14 protein-coding genes are annotated in these 18578 nt (G+C 46.5%); 9 read left to right on the forward strand and 5 right to left on the reverse strand.

Translation table 11 applies throughout. The features are described 5' to 3' along the window. Nucleotides 1-12 precede the first annotated feature (12 nt). Complete coding sequence (locus QT987_RS12020) at nucleotides 13-612, forward strand: cytochrome b/b6 domain-containing protein (protein ID WP_333053851.1); 600 nt, start codon at nucleotides 13-15, stop codon at nucleotides 610-612. A 406-nt stretch (nucleotides 613-1018) separates the two neighbouring features. Here the strand turns inward: QT987_RS12020 and QT987_RS12025 are convergent, their stop codons facing one another. The 4 genes from QT987_RS12025 to QT987_RS12040 form a co-directional block, all read right to left on the reverse strand. Next, nucleotides 1019-3283: a cache domain-containing protein gene (locus tag QT987_RS12025; RefSeq protein WP_333240073.1), complete on the reverse strand. Its 2265-nt coding sequence runs from the start codon at nucleotides 3281-3283 to the stop codon at nucleotides 1019-1021. Nucleotides 3284-4120: 837 nt separating this feature from the next. After that, nucleotides 4121-4585 carry a hypothetical protein gene (locus QT987_RS12030; protein WP_333053853.1) on the reverse strand — a complete coding sequence of 155 codons (465 nt, stop codon included), beginning with the start codon at nucleotides 4583-4585 and terminating at the stop codon, nucleotides 4121-4123. A 189-nt stretch (nucleotides 4586-4774) separates the two neighbouring features. Further along, nucleotides 4775-5335 carry a sugar O-acetyltransferase gene (locus tag QT987_RS12035; protein ID WP_333240075.1) on the reverse strand — a complete coding sequence of 187 codons (561 nt, stop codon included), beginning with the start codon at nucleotides 5333-5335 and terminating at the stop codon, nucleotides 4775-4777. A gap of 257 nt (nucleotides 5336-5592) precedes the next feature. After that, nucleotides 5593-6267 carry an MBL fold metallo-hydrolase gene (locus QT987_RS12040; RefSeq protein WP_333240076.1) on the reverse strand — a complete coding sequence of 225 codons (675 nt, stop codon included), beginning with the start codon at nucleotides 6265-6267 and terminating at the stop codon, nucleotides 5593-5595. Between the two features lie 33 nt (nucleotides 6268-6300). Between QT987_RS12040 and QT987_RS12045 the strand changes: the two genes are divergently transcribed. The 5 genes from QT987_RS12045 to QT987_RS12065 all read left to right on the forward strand — a co-directional run bounded on the left by QT987_RS12045 (nucleotide 6301) and on the right by QT987_RS12065 (nucleotide 14143). Continuing rightward, complete coding sequence (locus QT987_RS12045; protein WP_333240078.1) at nucleotides 6301-7773, forward strand: site-2 protease family protein; 1473 nt, start codon at nucleotides 6301-6303, stop codon at nucleotides 7771-7773. Between the two features lie 202 nt (nucleotides 7774-7975). Continuing rightward, nucleotides 7976-8575 (forward strand): hypothetical protein, encoded by a 600-nt coding sequence (locus QT987_RS12050; RefSeq protein WP_333240080.1) that lies wholly within the window; start codon nucleotides 7976-7978, stop codon nucleotides 8573-8575. 453 nt (nucleotides 8576-9028) lie between these two features. Further along, entirely contained in the window at nucleotides 9029-10069 is a 1041-nt protein-coding gene (locus QT987_RS12055; RefSeq protein ID WP_333240082.1) for a DUF6745 domain-containing protein, read from the forward strand. 510 nt (nucleotides 10070-10579) lie between these two features. After that, nucleotides 10580-11761: a sulfate adenylyltransferase gene (gene sat, locus QT987_RS12060; protein ID WP_333240085.1), complete on the forward strand. Its 1182-nt coding sequence runs from the start codon at nucleotides 10580-10582 to the stop codon at nucleotides 11759-11761. A 207-nt stretch (nucleotides 11762-11968) separates the two neighbouring features. Then, on the forward strand, nucleotides 11969-14143 hold the full coding sequence (locus tag QT987_RS12065) for a caspase family protein (RefSeq protein ID WP_333240087.1): 2175 nt from the start codon (nucleotides 11969-11971) through the stop codon (nucleotides 14141-14143). Between the two features lie 247 nt (nucleotides 14144-14390). Here the strand turns inward: QT987_RS12065 and QT987_RS12070 are convergent, their stop codons facing one another. Then, entirely contained in the window at nucleotides 14391-15767 is a 1377-nt protein-coding gene (locus tag QT987_RS12070) for a valine--pyruvate transaminase (RefSeq protein WP_333240089.1), read from the reverse strand. Nucleotides 15768-16154: 387 nt separating this feature from the next. Between QT987_RS12070 and QT987_RS12075 the strand changes: the two genes are divergently transcribed. The 3 genes from QT987_RS12075 to QT987_RS12085 all read left to right on the forward strand — a co-directional run bounded on the left by QT987_RS12075 (nucleotide 16155) and on the right by QT987_RS12085 (nucleotide 18247). Further along, complete coding sequence (locus QT987_RS12075) at nucleotides 16155-16400, forward strand: hypothetical protein (RefSeq protein ID WP_333240091.1); 246 nt, start codon at nucleotides 16155-16157, stop codon at nucleotides 16398-16400. Nucleotides 16401-16477: 77 nt separating this feature from the next. After that, on the forward strand, nucleotides 16478-17020 hold the full coding sequence (locus QT987_RS12080; protein ID WP_333240093.1) for a peroxidase-related enzyme: 543 nt from the start codon (nucleotides 16478-16480) through the stop codon (nucleotides 17018-17020). Between the two features lie 6 nt (nucleotides 17021-17026). Then, nucleotides 17027-18247: an adenylate/guanylate cyclase domain-containing protein gene (locus tag QT987_RS12085; RefSeq protein WP_333240096.1), complete on the forward strand. Its 1221-nt coding sequence runs from the start codon at nucleotides 17027-17029 to the stop codon at nucleotides 18245-18247. Nucleotides 18248-18578: the final 331 nt, after the last annotated feature.

The following is an 18578-nucleotide window of genomic DNA, read 5'->3' on the forward strand; positions in this document are numbered from 1 at the left end:
GCAGAATTGACTATGCCGCAATCTAGACCCTACCAGCCATTGCTGCTCAGGTTACTGCACGGGGTTAACGCTGCGATCGCCCTTTTAGCAATTTTGAGCGCATTTCTGGTTTACAACACCTACGATGGGCGGTTTGGCAAAGTCCCCGTGCCTCAGATTGCAGATATTATCGGGATTCACGGCACTTTTGGCAAGATGTTGCTGTTAGGAATAATGCCGGCTTTTGCATTGTACAGTTTCCACGCAGGCCAAAAACGCTTGGTGCAGCCGGATTCTTTTGGGAAACTAACGCAGTTGGGAAAACCGATTTGGTGGTACAGTTTGCACCGGATTGTGAATACATTGATGTTGCTAGCACTGACTTGGGCGATCGCTTCTGGCAGTATGGTTAAGGAAGAATGGCTGCCGGCTGGGGAATTGACGCGGGTTTGGTATTATTTACACGCTTCTGGTTGGGTGGTATTGGTATTTTGTCTGGCAATGCACTTGTTGATGAGTGCGAAGGTGGGGGGTTTGCCGCTAATTTTGTCGATGTTTGATGCCGCCTATCGCCCGGAAGATTCGCCGGCTGCTTGGTGGAAGAAAATTCGCTCTTTTGTCGATCGCTCTTAATGTGAAAATGCTTAATGTGAAAATGAACAGAAATAATTTATTAATTGTTGCGGAAGTCTTGGTAATGGGAGGCTGGTTGTTTGCTGTGGTTGCACCTTTATTATTTCCCTAATCCTAGGCTATCAATTTTTCTTAACAAATGATAGTTAGCTCTATACTGAGGACTTCAGCCCTCCGTTTTATGACGACTAAAGTCTTGACTATGGGATGAGAATTAAATAAAATCCACTTTTCATGACTGTTGTGGGATGGGCGTCCCGCCCGTCCTTTCTGGGCGGGCGGGACGCCCATCCTACAAGAAAAAAGGGAAATTATTTAATTGACGATCCTATGAAGCCAAATTAAGCTTTTCGCGCCGCTTACTAGCAAGATTTGCGACGGGTTTTCCTGGCGGCAAAATGCGATATCAAACGATCGGCAATTTTACCATAAACTCAGCACCGCCCCCAGTTTGAGATTTAATTTGAGGTTGCACCGGAGATTCAACTTTCAGCCTGCCACCGTGCAATTCTACAATAATTTTATAGCACACCGACAGATCCAATCCTGTAAATTTTTTAAAGGATTTAGTAGGGCCAAACTCCTCAAATATTATTTGTTGAATTTCCGGCGGAATTGTTGAACCATTGTGGGCGATAGATACAACAATAAACCTACCTGTATCATCCTCGAAAATATCGGTTTTGATAGTAATAATTTGAGCCGATTTTTCAATACTTTTAACTGCATCTATAGCATTGATGATGAGACTCGCGAATACCTGGCTCAGTTGACCTGGATAACACAAAATTGGCGGCAGGTTGTTGTACTCCTTGACTACTAATATTTTTTGCTCCAGTCTGTGAGCCAGCAACAGCAAAAGATTGTCGATGCTCTCATTAACGTTGGCGTGTTCTTTGTTGGCTTCATCAGGAAGTGAAAATTTCCTCAAAGCCAGGACTATCTGGCGAATGCCATCGGCTCCTATTTTCAAAAAAGTGAGGATTTGTGGCAACTCTTGGCTGATAAAATCTAGGTCGCAAATCTCTATTTTTTTTGCAATTCGTGGCACAGGTTCGGGATATTGTTCTCGATAGAGGCGAATTATATGAAGCAAATCTTTGATATAATCGTTGAGGTGAATCAGGCGACCGTAAATAAAGTTAATCGGGTTATTGATTTCCTGGGCAACTTCGGCGGCTAGTTGACCCACCATTGTAATTTTTTCGCTTTGTACTAAATGCTCTTCGGTGATTCTGAGTTTGGCTAATACTTCTTCCAAAAGTTTGAGTTCTTCTTGAATTTGCCCGTGGAGTTGGGATTGGGAAATTGCGATCGCCAGCGAGTCGGCAATTGCTTCCAAAACTTGCACCTCGTCGGGACTCGCAAATCGGCGGTTTGCACAGGCGAACAGATATCCAAGCCGATGATTCTTGGTTAGTACGGGTACTGCTGCGTAGTGACTATTTGTAAGTTCGATATGGGCGTGTTCCTCAGACGCTGTGGCATCAGGGGCGGCGGTTTTATGTAGCAGTATCGTTTCGCAGCGGTGAAGCCGTGCAGCTAAATCTCCAGAGGGCCCTCCTGCAACACCAAAGATTCCCAAGCGCCCCGGCAAACCTTCCCGGCAATATTCCCAGCCAAATTCTAAAGTATCTTGTCGGGGATCGTACCATGCGAAAATTGCTCGATCGAGCTTCAGTAAAGTACCGAGTTCGTCTACTGTAGTTTGGAGGATGCGATCGAGCTCCAAGCAAGCGCGAATGCGGCCAGTCAAGCGGTGGAGAAGGGCTTCTGTGCGACTGCGAATGCCATTTAGGGCAAACAGCTTGAGCGCCACAATTGCACAGAAAATAGCTGCTGCAGCAAGTACGCCGGCGGCTACTGCTAGTATCTTGAAAGGAAGGAGTTCTTTTTCGAGATTGTCGCGGGGAATTACGAGGGCGATCGACCATTCAGCTTGTTCTAAAGGAAGATAGGCAACATAAACTCTGGCGTCGTTGATTTGAGTCAGCACAATGCCAGTTTTTTGATAAACCATCTCCCGCGCTACATTTGCCAAATTAGCATCTGCAGACTCTAAAAGACTGGGAGCCGAATTGTCGATATTTCCGATTAATCGAGCGTCGGGATGCACAATCGGCACTCCTTGAGAATTGAGAACAAAAGCGTAAGTTCCGGGGCCATATTCCAGCTTTCTTACTACTTGGGCAATTCGATCCATGCTAATGACGCCGTTCATTACGCCGATCGGCTTTTCGGTTGTTTTATCAAGATTATTTGCCGAATTTGACCACACCGGAGCCGAAATGGGAACAATACTTTGTCCTTTGAGCGTGCGAGAAATGGTAGGATCGGAAACATAGACTTCCCCAGCCATTGCCTTTTTGAAGTGTGCGCGGTCGCTGACATTAATCAACGCTCTGCCGACTTTTGTGGTGAAATAAGAACCGTCAGGATCAATTAATGTGAAGTATTGGAATTTTTGTAGTCGATTTACTTCCGATTTTAAATAAGGCTCTGCCACTGACCAATTCATCGAACGAACGGGAGCAGTATTGGCGAGGACTTCGATCTCAGCCTTTCTAGTGCCGAGCCAGCGATCGATCTTGTTGGCCCGCTCCCTAACTTCTAACAAAGCATTTCGCTCTAAATTTGTGATAATCAAGCGACGAACGCTTTGATAGCTCATACAACCAGTGATGCTAGCTGCCAGAATTGTTACGCCCAAAATTAAGAGCGCAGTTTGGTACCCAATAAGGTATTCGCCCTTTAATCCCGCTGGCAATAGTCTAGTTAATTTCCACCACTTTACTCTCGCAAAGCTTCGCATGGTTTGACCAATTTGTGAGATTGAAATCTTTAGCTCACCTACGATATACTCGCCCGCCTGCCAGTAGTCTTAAACTACTAGCATTCAATAATTGCGGGGATTTTTTAATTTTTCCCGCCGAGCGGCTCCTATCGTTTGCGGTTACACTCCTTATGATATAAAGGACACGGCCGTGCCGTTTTCCTACCCAGATTAATTGTAAGGACACGGCACTGCCGTGTCGAAAGCGGTGGGTAATATTAATTCTGATGCTACTCGATTTGATATCACTTTGTTAAACAGGAATAATATTATACCACTTTTTTGACAAATTAAAAAAAATTATCAACTACTTAATTCTTTTTGACAGGCGTTAATAATTGATGTTATTTAGGTGATGTGAGAAGTAGACTTTTTAGGTTGAGATGCTTGGTGTGTGTCTTAATCAAAAGTCCTGACTGTTTTTACTTCGTAGTCTGAAACCCTAGATTTTCAGTTGATAGTTCGATTGCTGAATCGCCTTAAAACCCTTATTCTACGGTTGTCATCAAAAACTGTCAGCAGTATTGCTTGATAACGAAATATTGAAAATTTTTCGTTCATTATTAATGAAGGAAAAACTTGTTAAATATTTTATTTACATCTCAAAAATCAAAACTTTTTGCGGTGCATCCGCTGGCTGAGGCACTGTTAAATTGCCCCAGTTGCGGGATTTGTTTAAAGAACCTTGTGAGTGTGTTCGTGCTGTTTCACATTATCTTCAGTGCGAATGACGCGCTCGGAGTTGAGCACCCTTTTGCGTTCTAAGGAATAAGTAAAGTCGTTGCGAACTGTTCCCAAGGGAATGTGAAGTTGAGCTTGGGGGCGGATTTTGTAAGTGCGGGCAGCAGCGATCGCCCGAAAGCCAAATTCTTCACTAAACTGAGATGATGTCGGGAATTCTGGCAACATTTTGGGTGTTTCGCCGTCGAGCACTGCTCCCAAAGTCGTCCCGCAAATCATTAAATAGGATGTGGGAATTCCCTTCAAAATTGCTTCTAAAGCTGCTGAGGGAATAGCTTCTATTACTTGCACTTCAAAAACTTCGCCTTCTTCTTTGATGAAGCAGGTAGCTACACCGACTGCTATGTAGTCGTCGGTGCAGAGATCGGGAGCGTTGGGATAAACTGTTGCAGTCGTCATAAGAAAAGCTTGGTAGTGTGGAAACCGGAAACGAGAAATTAAGCGATTTTAGATTTGAGATTTGAGATTTATTCCACGATTTTTTTCGGGGATTTTACGTTAAAAATCTCAAACCGGCTGTTCTAATAGCTAAAATTTTTTGGTTAAGCTCCAAGGAGCCGATCGCACGATTGTGTCGATCGTACCACATCAAGGTAGATGCCGGATGATTCGGCAAGGATTCCCCGCCGCCACGACGTTTGCGGGAATATCTTTGACAACAACACTGCCTGCGCCGATCGTGCTATTGTCGCCAATAGTGACTCCTGGACAAATAATACTGCCGCCACCAATCCAAACATTATTGCCAATATTAATTTCAGCGGCGAGTTCTCGGCCAGAAAGTCTAATTTCCGGGTCTGTGGGGTGAAGAGCGGTGTAAATTTGTACGTTGGGCCCACACAGCAAATTCTCGCCAATGTTAACTCGATTGCAGTCGAGAATCACGCAGCCAAAATTCATGTACAATCCGTTTCCCGCATAAATATTGCTGCCGTAGTCGCAGTAGAAAGGTGGCTCGATTTCAACTTTTGGCCCAACTGCACCAAACCATTCTGCGAGAATTTCTAACCGTTTGTCTGGTTCGTCTTCGCGGGTAGAATTGTAGGTTCTGGCGAGGCGGCGGGCTCGCTGGCGCTCTAAAATTAATTGCTCATCAGCAGCTAAATATAATTCACCGGCGAGCATTTTTTGTTTTTCGGTTTTTTCCACAGTTTTTTCCACGGTAAGAATCGGCGGTTGAAACGGCTACTTCACCAACGAAATTCATCTCTAAGAGATTGAAAAATAATGTAGGGTGCGAAGGGCGCACCTTACCGCTATAAGCTGTTGCGGCATTTAAATTGTCTGTCAAAAAAAAATCTTGTGGGGTGTAGGGGTTGGGCGTCCCGCCCGCCCTGAATATACAATTTAAATGCGCGACAGCTTAATTAGCGCGTCAGATCATTTTTTGATTTTGTAGCATACATTTAGGGTTCAGGTTTGGCCTGCAAACAAGCAGCTAAATCCAGATTGGCTAATTGCTCAAAAGCTCGATCGATCGAGCCTTTTCCCCGCAAAAAACCAGTATTTGCACCGGGACAAATATACTGTAAAGTTTCTGGCGAAAATCGATCGATAATTGACTTCACGCTGTTAATTTGCCGGGGCCAGTGAAAAGTTTTTGGCGTCCACAGCGGTACTGGGGCGGCTTCTCGGTTGGGGAGCAAGTGCCTACCCGAAAACAGCACTCCACCGCTGCCACTATGATAAAGGCAAGAGGAACCAGGAGAATGGCCAGGAGTCCAAAATGCTTTGATTCGATCGCTCACAACAAATTCTCGCTCAAAAACCGTCACCTTCAAACCCGGCAGTAAATAAGCTTCCTGCTCTTGAATCAGGATCTCGCACCCCGTGGCTTCCTGAATCTCCCGCGCCTTGGCGATAGCGCCACGGTGGGTGAGAAACAGCAGTCGCACGCCGCCGTGTTCCCGCAAAAATGTTTGGTTAATCTCATCCCAAGCGGGACAATCCACCAGGATGTTAGTTTGGTTTTCTACAATGAAATAGGCTGTTGCACCCAGGGTATCCCGGTTAGGGGGGAAAGCCAGGATATTGTCGAGCACGGGCCTGGGTTGTTTGGAGACTGAACTCTGTTGTTTCAAGGAAGTATTTCAGAAGGGAATGGGATAAATATTATGTTCTTTTTACTATGGTTGTTCGTATTGGGGCTGATCTCGTACTACTTGTTGCAAAACGGCACCAGCCGCATCACTAGGACTCCGATATGGCTGCTGTGGCTGGTAATGATGGCGCCCGCGCTGATTTGGGGTGGTTGGATTTTAGTTTACGGCACGAGCAAAACTGTACCGCCGGAGTTGGTAATTATACCTTTTCTGGTTTGCCCTTTTTTATATTGGTTTTTGGTACAGTTGGGGCGCAAGAAAATTACCGCCGAAACTGCACAGCAGTTACCAGACTCGGAGACAGAACCTGCAAAGCCAAAACCGCCCGTGCGCCCGATCAATGCAGCAGAAGAAGCGAGTTTGCGCGATTGTTTTCCTTGGTCAATTTACTTTTTGCGAGATTTGGAATTTCGACCACAGGCTGTAATTTGTCGCGGACAGTTGCGAACCAACCCGGAGGCGGCTTATCAGGCAATTCGGGAGAATGTGGAGAGGCTTTTTGGCGATCGCTTTTTAGTAGTATTTCAAAACAGCTTGAGCGGTCAACCTTTTTTTGCTATAGTTCCCAATCCCAGCCACCAATCAGGCGAAACTCCTGTCAAAACCGAATCTGTAACCAGGCCATTTTTTGCATTAGCTTTGCTGCTGATCACGGTGTTTACGACTACACTTGTCGGGACGCGACTTGCCGGAGTTAGTGAACAAGCTTTGCAGTCTAACCCATCAATGTTGCTGCAGGGTTTGGCTTACTCGCTGGCTCTAATTACATTTTTGGGAATTCACGAATCCGGCCACTATTTAGCGGCCCGATTTTACAAAATTCGCACGACTTTGCCTTATTTTATTCCGATTCCTTTTTTCTTGGGAACTTTTGGCGCCTTCATTCAAATACGGAGTCCCATTCCCAACCGCCGAGCTTTATTTGATGTTAGTATTGCCGGGCCCCTTGCCGGTTTAGTTGCGGCAGTGCCATTATTGATTTGGGGTTTGAATCATTCGACTATTGTACCGCTGTCTGAAAAGTCGGGAATGTTAAATTTTGACTCTTTCAAACCCAGTTTTTCGCTGCTGATGACTTTGTTGAGCAAGTTAACCTTGGGTGGTGCTTTCAATGCGGAAACTGCGATCGATTTGCATCCGGTAGCGGTGGCGGGTTATTTGGGTTTGATCGTGACGGCGTTTAATTTGATGCCGGTGGGACAACTCGACGGCGGGCACATTGTACACGCGATGTTCGGCCAGCGAGCGAGTATGGCGATCGGGCAAGTTGCTAGACTTTGTATGCTGCTGCTTTCTTTTTTGGAACAGGGTTTGCTGCTGTGGGCGATTATTTTGTTTTTCACGCCGCTAAACGACGAACCGGCGTTGAATGATGTCAGTGAATTGGACGATCGGCGGGATTTTTTGGGGCTAATGGCGATCGGGCTTTTGTTAATGATTTTGTTGCCGGCGCCCAGGGTACTCCTTGAGTGGTTAAATGTTTAGCAGGAAGAGGGAAGTTCGGCAACGGATTCGCTCGACGGATTTAACTAACGGATCGATGTCGAAGTTCGAGGTAATAGAGAGGAAGGAAGAAAAGAGAGGTTGACAAAATCCTGCAAGGGTTGCTATACAAGCGAGTTTAGAATTTATCCACTCGCTTTCTATCTCGAAGTAATCTTTATTTTCACCGACTGATTAGAGAAATATGTCTTACAAATCCTTTACTTTCCAACAATTAGAAGAGCGATTTGGATTGGAGCTATCACTCAGTCCTCTTTTGAGTGCCAAGGTGGTTCCAGTAGAACCCTCCGAATGGCTTTGGAGAGCAATCGAAATTAGTTCTAACACTGCTGTTACAACTGTAAAAGAACGTTCGGAACGGATTATTTCTCCTATTCTGTTAGAATTTAGAGAAAGGAATAACCGACAATTTTCTATTTTTTCTGGTTGGTCATTTGATGTAGATGCTGAGCTGGGATTGAATGGGGAATGCGACTTTCTATTGTCTTCCGTGCCGTTTGATTTTGAAATAAAAGTTCCGGTTTTTGTATTGAGAGAAACCAAAGGCGGAGAAATAGAATCTTGTCTGCCACAGTGTGCAGCACAAATGGTAGCTGCTCAGCTATTTAACGAACGCGAACACAATTCCATACCTGCAATATATGGCTGCGTAACTACTGGCGTTGTCTGGCGGTTTCTTAAATTAGAAGGAAAGAATTTAATTATTGATGTTGATGTTTATTGTCTAGATAATGTTCCTATGATTTTAGGTGTTTTGCAAACAATTGTTAATTTATACCAATAGTTTGACGACTATAATAAAATAGGTTTATAGGAAAAATCCCTGGTTATTACCAACTTAATAATCTTTTTTTACCAGAGGCAAGAGCGAAAAAAATTACCGAAAATCAAATACAGCATATTCCATGTATATGTGGTACACACAAGAAGAGAGACGCGAGTAAGGTGCGTCGCCACCCGTCAATCTGCAATCTTTATCAAAGATGAAGGAGCGACGCACCCTACGGACTAACACCACATAATATAGCTGCTCCTGTACTTCATGAACCACCGAATATGCTGTAATATCAAATCCCTTGGCATCGGAATGATTCACCTGTCTCTTCCGTTTCTCTGTATTCTCTGCGCCCTCTGCGGTTTAATCATTCCAATACAACCGGAATTCATTTAATATAGCTGTACCAATAATCGCAATGACTCCAGAAAAAACAGCGCTAATTCCGATTTATCGCGAGCAGTGGCGAGCAATTGGACTTTCGATCGCACCGATCGATCGCCCCAAGCGACAGCGGCCATCAACACCGCCTACAACATCATCCGCTATCTTGAACCGGAAATTATTTTCTGTGACAGCCATGACGCTGCTTTGCAAGCTTTTAAACCGCTAATAGAAGGCGATTTGGGCAGCGAGTTGGGCAGGGAAATTCGCGAGAAAATTCACATTGAATTGTACAATCAATTGAGGTATCAACTCGGCAGCGAACTGCAAAACCAACTTTACAGCCAACTTTACAACCGGCTGTACGACCCGATATATCAATTGCACAGTCAAATTAAAGATGAACTTCTAAACAGATTTATCGGCGAATTAGATAGTAGCGATTGGGACAGCATCCTGAACCGCCAATTTTACAACCATAACTGCATAGTTTCAGAATTGTCCGCTTTTAACGGCAGTTGGGTTGATTTTTGCATTTCAGTGTTAAATTTGGAGTTCGATCGCCCTTTATACTCAGCCTTTAAATCATTGGTGGAAAACTGCGGCTGGATTTACCCGTTTGAGAAAATGTGCTTTGTGTGCGATCGCCCGATCCAACTTCATTTTGATAGCGAATATTTGCTCCACGCTTTATGTCAACCAGCGGTTGAATTTGCTGACAAGTTCAGTGTATACTCTTATCGTGGCGTGCGACTGCCGGAAATAATCGGTCAAGTTCCGCCCCAATCTTGGCAAGCTTCATGGCTATTAACAGAACAGAATGCCGAAGTGCGGCGAGTTTTGATTCAGGCGATCGGCTATCCGAAAATTTGTCAAGAATTGCAAGCAACCGAATTGGATAAGTGGGTAGCCACGGGGGGCTACCCCTACCAAGAATATACTTTGTTGAAAATTGAGAATAATATTGACATAGAGCCAATTTATTTGTTAAAGATGACTTGTCCGAGTACGGGACACCTTCATGCTTTGCGAGTGCCGCCCAAAGTGCTAACGGCTAAAGAAGCGATTAGCTGGGTAAATTGGGGAATAGATCCCGAAGAATTTCAAGTCCAGACTTGAGGGGAAAGTTGAGAGTTTTGAGGGCGCGAGTTGACAGTTAAAGAATTACAGCGCCACAAAAGCAGCGTTCTGCACAAGTCCAGAACAATTAAAAAATGTAGAATTGCAGCCACCGCTTGATACTATGTACTCTGGCAGCTAAAACCCACAACTTCAAATCGACGTCAGGAACCTCAGCCCTGACGGCATGAGGCTTGAAAGAGAAATCTAACAAGCCATCCTGACGGGCCTAAGTCTTAACTGACTACGTTTTTTGAGTCACGACACCGGGCGGATGCGAAGCTAGTCCCCTGCTCTGTCGCTAGTAGTTAAACAACTTTAAGGTCACTGAAGTAGTGCTGCTAGCCTAACAAGCTCAGAAAACCTTGGCGAAGCTAACTTTACCCCAGAAATGGGAGTTTGAGGCAACCATACCTCATCGGAGGGGCAACGATACCCCTCCACCCCGCGAGGGGATTTAAATTAATGTAAAGCCGTGCTAAAAGCACGGGGTTTCTACCCATTTTTCTGATGAGCCAGCATTCAGACCGCATTGCCCCTCACGGCGGCATCCTGGTCAACCGCATTGCCACACTAGACCAAAGACAAGAATTTTTCGACAAAGCAGAGTCCCTGCCGCGAGTTCAGCTTTCAGATCGATCGATCTCCGACCTGCAAATGATCGCCATCGGCGCCCTGAGTCCCCTCAAAGGGTTCATGAACGAAGCTGATTATCGATCGGTCGTTAAACAAATGCGCCTCTCCAACGGCCTTCCGTGGTCGGTTCCCATCACCCTCTCGGTAACAGAAGAAGTCGCCGCCCCCCTGAAAGCAGGAACTTTAGTGCGCCTCGACACCCAGGCGGGCGAGTTTGTCGGCATCTTGGAACTTGCAGAAAAATATCACTACAGTAAAGAAGAAGAAGCCATCAACGTCTACCGCACCGACGACATCAAACACCCAGGTGTCCAAGTAGTAGACCAATCCGGGCCCGTTAACCTCGCAGGCGACATTTGGCTGCTGGAACGCGAACTAGATGTTCGCTTCCCCCAATACCAAATTGACCCGGCGAAATCGAGAATGCTGTTCACAGAAAAAGGATGGAAAACCATAGTCGGTTTCCAAACCCGAAACCCCATCCACCGGGCCCACGAATACATTCAAAAATGCGCCTTAGAAACAGTAGACGGCTTGTTCTTGCACCCGCTAGTCGGGACGACAAAAGAAGACGACATCCCGGCTGATGTGCGGATGCGCTGCTACGAAATTCTGCTAGAAAAATACTATCCAAAAGATCGCGTAATTTTGGCAATTAATCCGGCGGCGATGCGCTACGCCGGGCCGCGAGAAGCAATTTTTCATGCTTTAATTCGCAAAAACTACGGCTGCACTCACTTTATCGTGGGGCGCGATCACGCTGGAGTTGGCGATTATTACGGCACTTACGATGCCCAACATATTTTTGATGAATTTGAGCCGGGAGAATTGGGAATTGTGCCGATGAAATTCGAGCACGCTTTCTATTGCACACTGACGGAACAAATGGCTACAACTAAAACAAGCCCCAGCACTCCCGAACAACGGGTGCATTTGTCGGGAACCAAAGTTCGGGAAATGCTGCGCGCTGGAAAATTGCCGCCGCCCCAGTTTTCCCGGCCGGAAGTCGCTGCTGAATTAGCCAAGGCAATGAATATTTTTAGTTACGAGATTTAAATCTTGAACTTTGGTGGGGGCGACATTCTGAAGAGTTTTGAATTTTGAGTTTTGAGTTAAAATTTTATAATTTTAAACTTAAAGCTCAAAACTTAAAACTTAAAACTTATCTTAATACTAAACACTCACAACTTAATTAAATTCCCTAAAATTATTGCGGGGAATTTAACTAAAAAGTCACAACTTAAAATTCAAAGCTATTTAAAAATGGGACTCAAGCGGCGGGAATTTTTGCAGCAAGCTGGCCGGGTGCTGGCCGCCATCGGAATCGGCGAGGCCCTGTGGCTGCCGTTGGGCGATCGCTACCTCCAAGCCTTAGCGCAACCGACAGCCAGGAAATTGGCTTTGTTGGTGGGCGTTGACAAATATCCAGACTCGCCCCTGCACGGCTGCGTCACGGATGTGGAAATGCAGCGGGAACTGCTGATATATCGGTTTGGGTTTGTGCCGTCGGACATTTTGACTTTGACTGACGCTCAAGCTACGAGGGAGAATATCGAGACGGCTTTTGTGACTCACTTGACTCAACAAGCAAAACCCGGTGACGTGGTAGTTTTTCACTTTAGTGGCTGCGGTAGCCGAGTCAGTTTGGGCGAGTCTCCCGGAAAAATCCAAAACAGTTTGGTGCCGGCGGATGATGTTTTGCCGTTGTTAGCCAACCGGGCGGTGAACGATATTTTAGAGGAAACGCTGTTGCTGTTGATGCGATCGCTCGCGACAGAAAATGCGATCGCCATCCTCGACACCAGCTACCACTATCGGGGTTTCCCCACCAACGGCAATTTTCGCATTCGCTCCCGCCCCCGCCCCACCATCGGCGAGCCTCGCCTTGCAGAATTAACGTTTGCCCAAGGCCTCCGAACCCGCAAAAATCTCCGTCCTGCAGCCGCCGTACTTGCCGCAGGTGCGGATTCCCAACTCGCCGCCGAACAAGAGTGGGACGGATTTACCGCAGGTTTGTTTACCTACGCCCTCACCCAAACTTTGTGGTGGGCAACTCCCGCTAGCAGCTTCAGCGTCAGTTTCAGTCGTGCTGCGGGCAATGTTTACAGCAAGCTGGCGGGGTTATCGCAGCAACCGCAAATTCTCAATCACGATTTAACAATCGCGCCGGCGGTGAATTTTTCAAATTTAATGTTGAATTCCCCTGCATCTGACGGCGCTGTGACGGCGGTGGAAGAGGGGGGCAAAACTGTGCAGTTGTGGCTGGGGGGGTTGTCGCCCTCGGTTTTGGAGTTCTCCGAGGGTTCTGTGTTTGCTGTGGATTCCTCCGAGGGCGCGAGGCTTTTGCTGCGGGGACGCACGGGCCTTTCTGCTAAAGCCCAAGTTTTAGATGGGTCTGCTCAAACAGACGGCCAATTAACAGTCGGCGAATTGGTGAGGGAAGAAATTCGGGTATTGCCGCGAAACATCGGTTTGACAGTAGCTTTGGACTCGGGTTTGGAACGCATCGAGCGGGTGGACGCTACCAGCGCTTTTGCGACTGTGCCGCAAGTTTCGGCGGTAGGCAGCGAGCAATTGGCTGACTGTCGGTTCGGCAGAGTCCCGGAAACGACTTTAGCCGAAACTTCTTCGGCTCACGAGCCTGCTTTGTATCCCAGCCGTTACGGTTTGTTTTCTTTGGCTCAAACGCTGATTCCCGATACTGAGGGCGACGGGGGAGAAGCAGTTAAGGTGGCGGTGCAGCGCTTGACTCCGCAGTTGAAAGCGCTGCACGCTGGGAAGTTGCTGCGGCTGACAGCCAATGAGGGGTCTTCGCGCCTGAAGGTGCGGGCGGTTCTGGCAACTACCGCACCGCAAGCGCGGGCTGTGGCGCAGCGAGAGCCGGTGCGGGCCGGCGGTGATTATCGGCTGGAACCGCTGAGCGGAGAAAGTGAGAAATCCGCCAGTGCTCATATATTAAGTGTGAGCAACAGCAGCCGAATTCAGTGCAGATTGTATAACGACAGCGATCGCCCGGTTTACTTTGCGGTGTTTGACTCGGGCAGCGCGGGACGGCTGTCAGTGCTAGGCTATGAGGGCAAAGACGGTGTGGGGGGGATGTCGCGGCCGATCGCTCCGGGGGAGAATTTGATTGTACCGGCGGCTGGGGGGAGCGGATGGGCGGTATCCTTGCCGATCGGACTTGCGGAAACTTTCATTATATTTAGTGAGAGTCGCTTCGATCAAACTCTAGCTGCAATAGAAGCCGAGATCCAGCAAACGAGGGCTTCCTTGCCAATTCGAGTGCTGTTGAATCCTTTAAATGTGGCGCGGGCGGTGATCGAAGATTTGCACGCTGCTAGCATTCCGGGGGTGCAGAAAGCGGGGATATCGACGGACGATTTGGCTTTGGATGTGAATGTTTGGGCAACTCTGAGTTATGTTTATCGGGTGGTTTAATTGTTAAAAACTCCTCGATCAGAGTCGGCGATTGAAATCGCTTTTGATATTATGTCCGGTCGATTACCCCTAATACGGTAGGGGCGGGTTCACGAAAAAAAAATATCTGTCAATAATTGACAATCTCAAAAACCCGCCCTTTTAATCGCGGTCACTCGATCGGACTCGGACTTTGTTTGACTCTCGACAGCGGTTTCAACCGCCGCATCATAAAGGGGGTGGATTTCGCCGGATTTGGTATCAGAAATCAAGACTGATAAAGCTTTTCTACCATTTGAGCCAAGCGTTTCATAGCAGTTTCAATCTCATCATTTGTTGCAGTCAAACTGATGCGTATACACTCATGTTTGTGCTGCCAATCTTCCCGCAAACCGGGGAAAAAAGAACTTCCTGGCACCACAATTACGCCGACTTTTTTCAACTCTTGATACAGTTCCCAATCAGTCATTGGCAAATCTTTCAGCCACAACCACGCGAAAATTGCTCCTTCGCCCCGGTGCAAAAACCACGGCAAATCTTTCGGCATTGCTTGTTCTAGAGTGCTTTCTACGATCGCAAATTTGCTTTGATAGTACGGGCGAATTACGTTGATGGAGATATCGGCAAGAGCGCCGGAAGCAATGGCACGAGTTGCGATCGCCTGTCCGTATCTTGGCGAATGAATGCACATATTGGTCTGAAAACATTCTAATATTTGAATGATTTTTTCATCGCCGATCGCAATTCCGATTCTTTCACCCGGCAATCCGGCTTTCGACAAACTCATACAGTGCACGATATTGCCACCAAAAATCGGCGTCATTTCGGTAAAATTCAAGGACGGGAACGGAGGGCCGTAGGCAGAATCCACGAACACCGGTGCGTCAAAAGCGGCCGCTAAATCGGCAATTTTCTTCACTTCGTCGTCGCTGAGAACGTTGCCGGTGGGGTTGCAGGGACGGGAAAAAATGACGCAACCGGTGGTTTGGTCGATCGACAATTGGCTGAAATCCGGGCGATATTTGAACCTGTGGGCGGCCGCATCAATATCGAGGGTAGGTTTGCAGGCGACTACCGCTTCGGGAATCAAGCTCACGCCGCCGTAACCGGTGTAGTCTGGGCTCAGCGGTAGCACGATATTTTTAAGGCTACCCCCCCTAGCCCCCCCTTGGTAAGGGGGGGATTGATTGGCCGTTGCCCCCCCTTGGTAAGGGGGCGATTGATTGGCCGTTGCCCCCCCTTGGTAAGGGGGGGATGGGGGGGGTGCGGTGTAGCCGCCGAAAGCGTTGGCTGCGTAGAAGTAAATTGATTGACTTCCGGGAGTAATTAGAATATTGCGATCGGTCAAATTCAGTCCGTAACGCTGATTAAAATCCGCCAAAACCGCATTGATAAACGGCTGATAACCTTGACTGGAACCGTAGCGACAAACCACCTCGCCGTATTCCGGGCCCGCCAAAAGTTCCGCAGTGCAGTCGCGCCACAACTGCTCGACTTCCGGCAAAATCACCGGGTTTCCGGCGCTCAAATTGATAAACTCCTGCCCGCTGCCGGCTCTGAGAGTTTCAATAATATCTTTCATAATTGCCCGAACTCCCGTGAGGTGGGACATCTGAGCGCCAAATTGAGTCAGGGCAGGGTTCATAGCAAATGCAGCGACAATGATAGAAGTTTACAGTTTACCCATGATAACTCCAGTCGCCGGCGTTAGCCTAGCTGATCTGGGGCATGGGTTGTCGATCGAGCATCTGATTAATTCAATAAACTCGATGCACAGCGTTTTATTTCTTCCCCTGTGCGCCCGCCGGAGTATAAGATTGTGGCCATTTGTGGAGTTCGATCGAACTGAGATGTTGCACCATTCTCAATAAGCTTTTTAGGAACAGGCTTTTCGGCCTGTTCCACAAGAAAATTCACTCTTTGTGGAACAGGCCGAAAAGCCTGTTCTTGACAATGGTGCAAGATGTGAGATCGAACAGTGTTTTTTACCTAAAAATTAGCGAACCGAACAGCCATCTCTAATTCAAGAGTTGTGGTAAGATTTCACGCCGTCGCGCCCGATGAATTGCCGCTCCTTGACAACAACCATTGGGAGAATCTAAAATTAGTCGTAAAACCCGATCGCAACAGAATTTTATGGGAGCCTGTTACTGCTATAATTACAGGTTTAATCCAGCCTCAAAAATCCGATTTGTTGCTAGCTCATTTTCATGATTCGCGGTTTTTTGACAGCGGTGCATTTTATTATCAATCCGACTCAAGCCAATATCTGTCGTAAGATCGACCTTTGAGTGGCATTACATAACAAAAACGTAAATTTTCACCCAATTAATTGCCGTAAAATTCAATAAAACAATGACACACTTTCCACTTATAGAATACGAGCAACTTACAGATCCTAAAGCCAAAGCAGTGTACGAAGAAATCTTGACAGACTTGGGGTTTGGCATCGTCCCCAACCTGTTCAAGTCAATGGCAATCAACCCTGACATATTAGAAGCAAATTGGAAAAAATTCCGGGGAACAATCCTGCAAGGAGACTTACCCCGCACGCTTAAAGAAATGGTCGGCGTCGCTATTTCCCAATCAAATAATAGCGAGTACGCTCTCCAAGTTCACCTACACGGATTGTCAGCCTTGGGGATGAGCGAAGAACTACTGCGAACCCTAGTTTCTGACTTTGCCAACTGCCCTTTGCCAAAACGTGATAAAGCCGTAATTACCTTTGGCTTGCTGGCTGCTACAAAACCCCTGGAAGTGACAGAAAATGATTACCAAAACCTGCGGGATTTAGGGCTAGATGATTCTGAAATATTTGAGATTATTGCGACAGCAGACTTGTTTAGCTTTGTCAACCGATATACGGATGCAATAGCCCTGGAAATAGATGCTTTGTAATCTATATTGTATACCCCTATTATGGGCGATCGGCTAGAAGATCAAGATCGAGAAGAACTTCTGTTGACAGCCCGCCGTTTGTTAGCAGAAGCTCAAGCGCTTTCCATCCGCATTTCCGCCGTTAACGAAGTTGCCACAGCCATTAACCGCACCCTCGATCTGGGCCAGATTTTGCGGGTAGTAGGCAAGCAAGCCAAATGGTTGCTCGACTTTGAACACTGTAGCGTTTGCCTGCACAGCACTAATGCTTGCATGACTTTATTTGGCCCACATATTCCTGTAGATATTGCAGCCCTCCCAGAGGGCGGCCCTATTCACAAGGCCTTCAACACACGTCAACCTCAATTAATTCAAGAAGCAGAGGCTACTGCTATTTTATCCCCCTACGCTTCGCAAATAATCCTTCCTTTGGAAAGCGAAGGTAAGGTTTTAGGAACCATTAATTTTGCCACAACCAAGCCGCGAGCTTACACTCAAGAAGACTTGCGGATTGGCTATCTTTTGGCTTTGCAACTATCCTCAGCCATCCGCAATGCTGAACGTTTTAAAGAAATAAATAGGCTGTATTCCGAACTCGATGCCGAAAAGCACAAATCCGATCGGCTACTGTTGAATGTGCTCCCGGTTGAAATTGCCGAGGAACTCAAAAATAACGGCAAAGTGGAACCACTTTATTATGATAACGTATCGGTTTTATTTACTGACTTTAAAGGCTTTACTCAGTTATCTGAAAAAATGACGCCGCGAGAGTTAGTTGACGAACTAGACTATTGTTTTTCTTATTTCGATCGCGTGATGGATAAATACTCTATGGAAAAATTGAAGACTATTGGCGACAGCTATATGTGCGCCGCAGGAATTCCTACGCCTCGCGCAACACACGCTTTTGACGCTGTACTTGCTGCCATAGAAATTCGACAGTTCATGGATTTGCGAAAAATACAGAAAGCTCAAGAAAATATCCCTTATTGGGATATCCGCATTGGCATTCATTCAGGCCCAATACTGGCTGGGGTAATTGGCCATAAAAAGTTTTCCTATGATGTCTGGGGAGATACAGTTAATACTGCATCTCGCATGGAATCTTCCGGCGTACCTGGAAATATCAATATCTCTCACGACACGTTTGAATTAGTTAGAGATTTTTTTGAATGCGAATACCGAGGAAAAATTTATGCTAAAAATAAGGGCGAGTTGGATATGTATTTGGTTCGCTATCTTAAATAAATTTGGGACTGGCTAATTGCTAAGGGAAAATGGCTAAGCGAGCCTTTATACCATTTTAGATTTTAGATTTTAGATTTTAGAATTGGGAATTACTGATTACTATCACGGTTTGGAACGCTGGTCTACAGTTGCCGTTTTTTTAACGGGTGTTAGATATTGCAATCCTTGCAGGAGTCGTAAATTTTTTACCCCACCCCAACCCTCCCCTTATAAAGGGGAGGGAGTAAGAAATTCACAAATGATGCGAGGATGGCTATATCGCTCGAAGTTTTTTTCAAAGTTCGGTATTGTATCGGATTGTCACCAAGCTATATTAAAATTATCGAGTTGT

It is taken from the genome of Microcoleus sp. SVA1B4 (genome assembly GCF_036700545.1).
Lineage (GTDB): Bacteria > Cyanobacteriota > Cyanobacteriia > Cyanobacteriales > Microcoleaceae > Microcoleus.

Bases quoted from the DNA above. Each gene is read 5' to 3' on its own strand.
- QT987_RS12030 (WP_333053853.1), bottom strand. From the start codon at position 4,585: ATGACGACTGCAACAGTTTATCCCAACGCTCCCGATCTCTGCACCGAC.
- QT987_RS12070 (WP_333240089.1), bottom strand. From the start codon at position 15,767: ATGAACCCTGCCCTGACTCAATTTGGCGCTCAGATGTCCCACCTCACG.
- QT987_RS12045 (WP_333240078.1), top strand. From the start codon at position 6,301: ATGTTCTTTTTACTATGGTTGTTCGTATTGGGGCTGATCTCGTACTAC.
- sat (WP_333240085.1), top strand. From the start codon at position 10,580: ATGAGCCAGCATTCAGACCGCATTGCCCCTCACGGCGGCATCCTGGTC.
- QT987_RS12065 (WP_333240087.1), top strand. From the start codon at position 11,969: ATGGGACTCAAGCGGCGGGAATTTTTGCAGCAAGCTGGCCGGGTGCTG.
- QT987_RS12025 (WP_333240073.1), bottom strand. From the start codon at position 3,283: ATGAGCTATCAAAGCGTTCGTCGCTTGATTATCACAAATTTAGAGCGA.
- QT987_RS12080 (WP_333240093.1), top strand. From the start codon at position 16,478: ATGACACACTTTCCACTTATAGAATACGAGCAACTTACAGATCCTAAA.
- QT987_RS12020 (WP_333053851.1), top strand. From the start codon at position 13: ATGCCGCAATCTAGACCCTACCAGCCATTGCTGCTCAGGTTACTGCAC.
- QT987_RS12050 (WP_333240080.1), top strand. From the start codon at position 7,976: ATGTCTTACAAATCCTTTACTTTCCAACAATTAGAAGAGCGATTTGGA.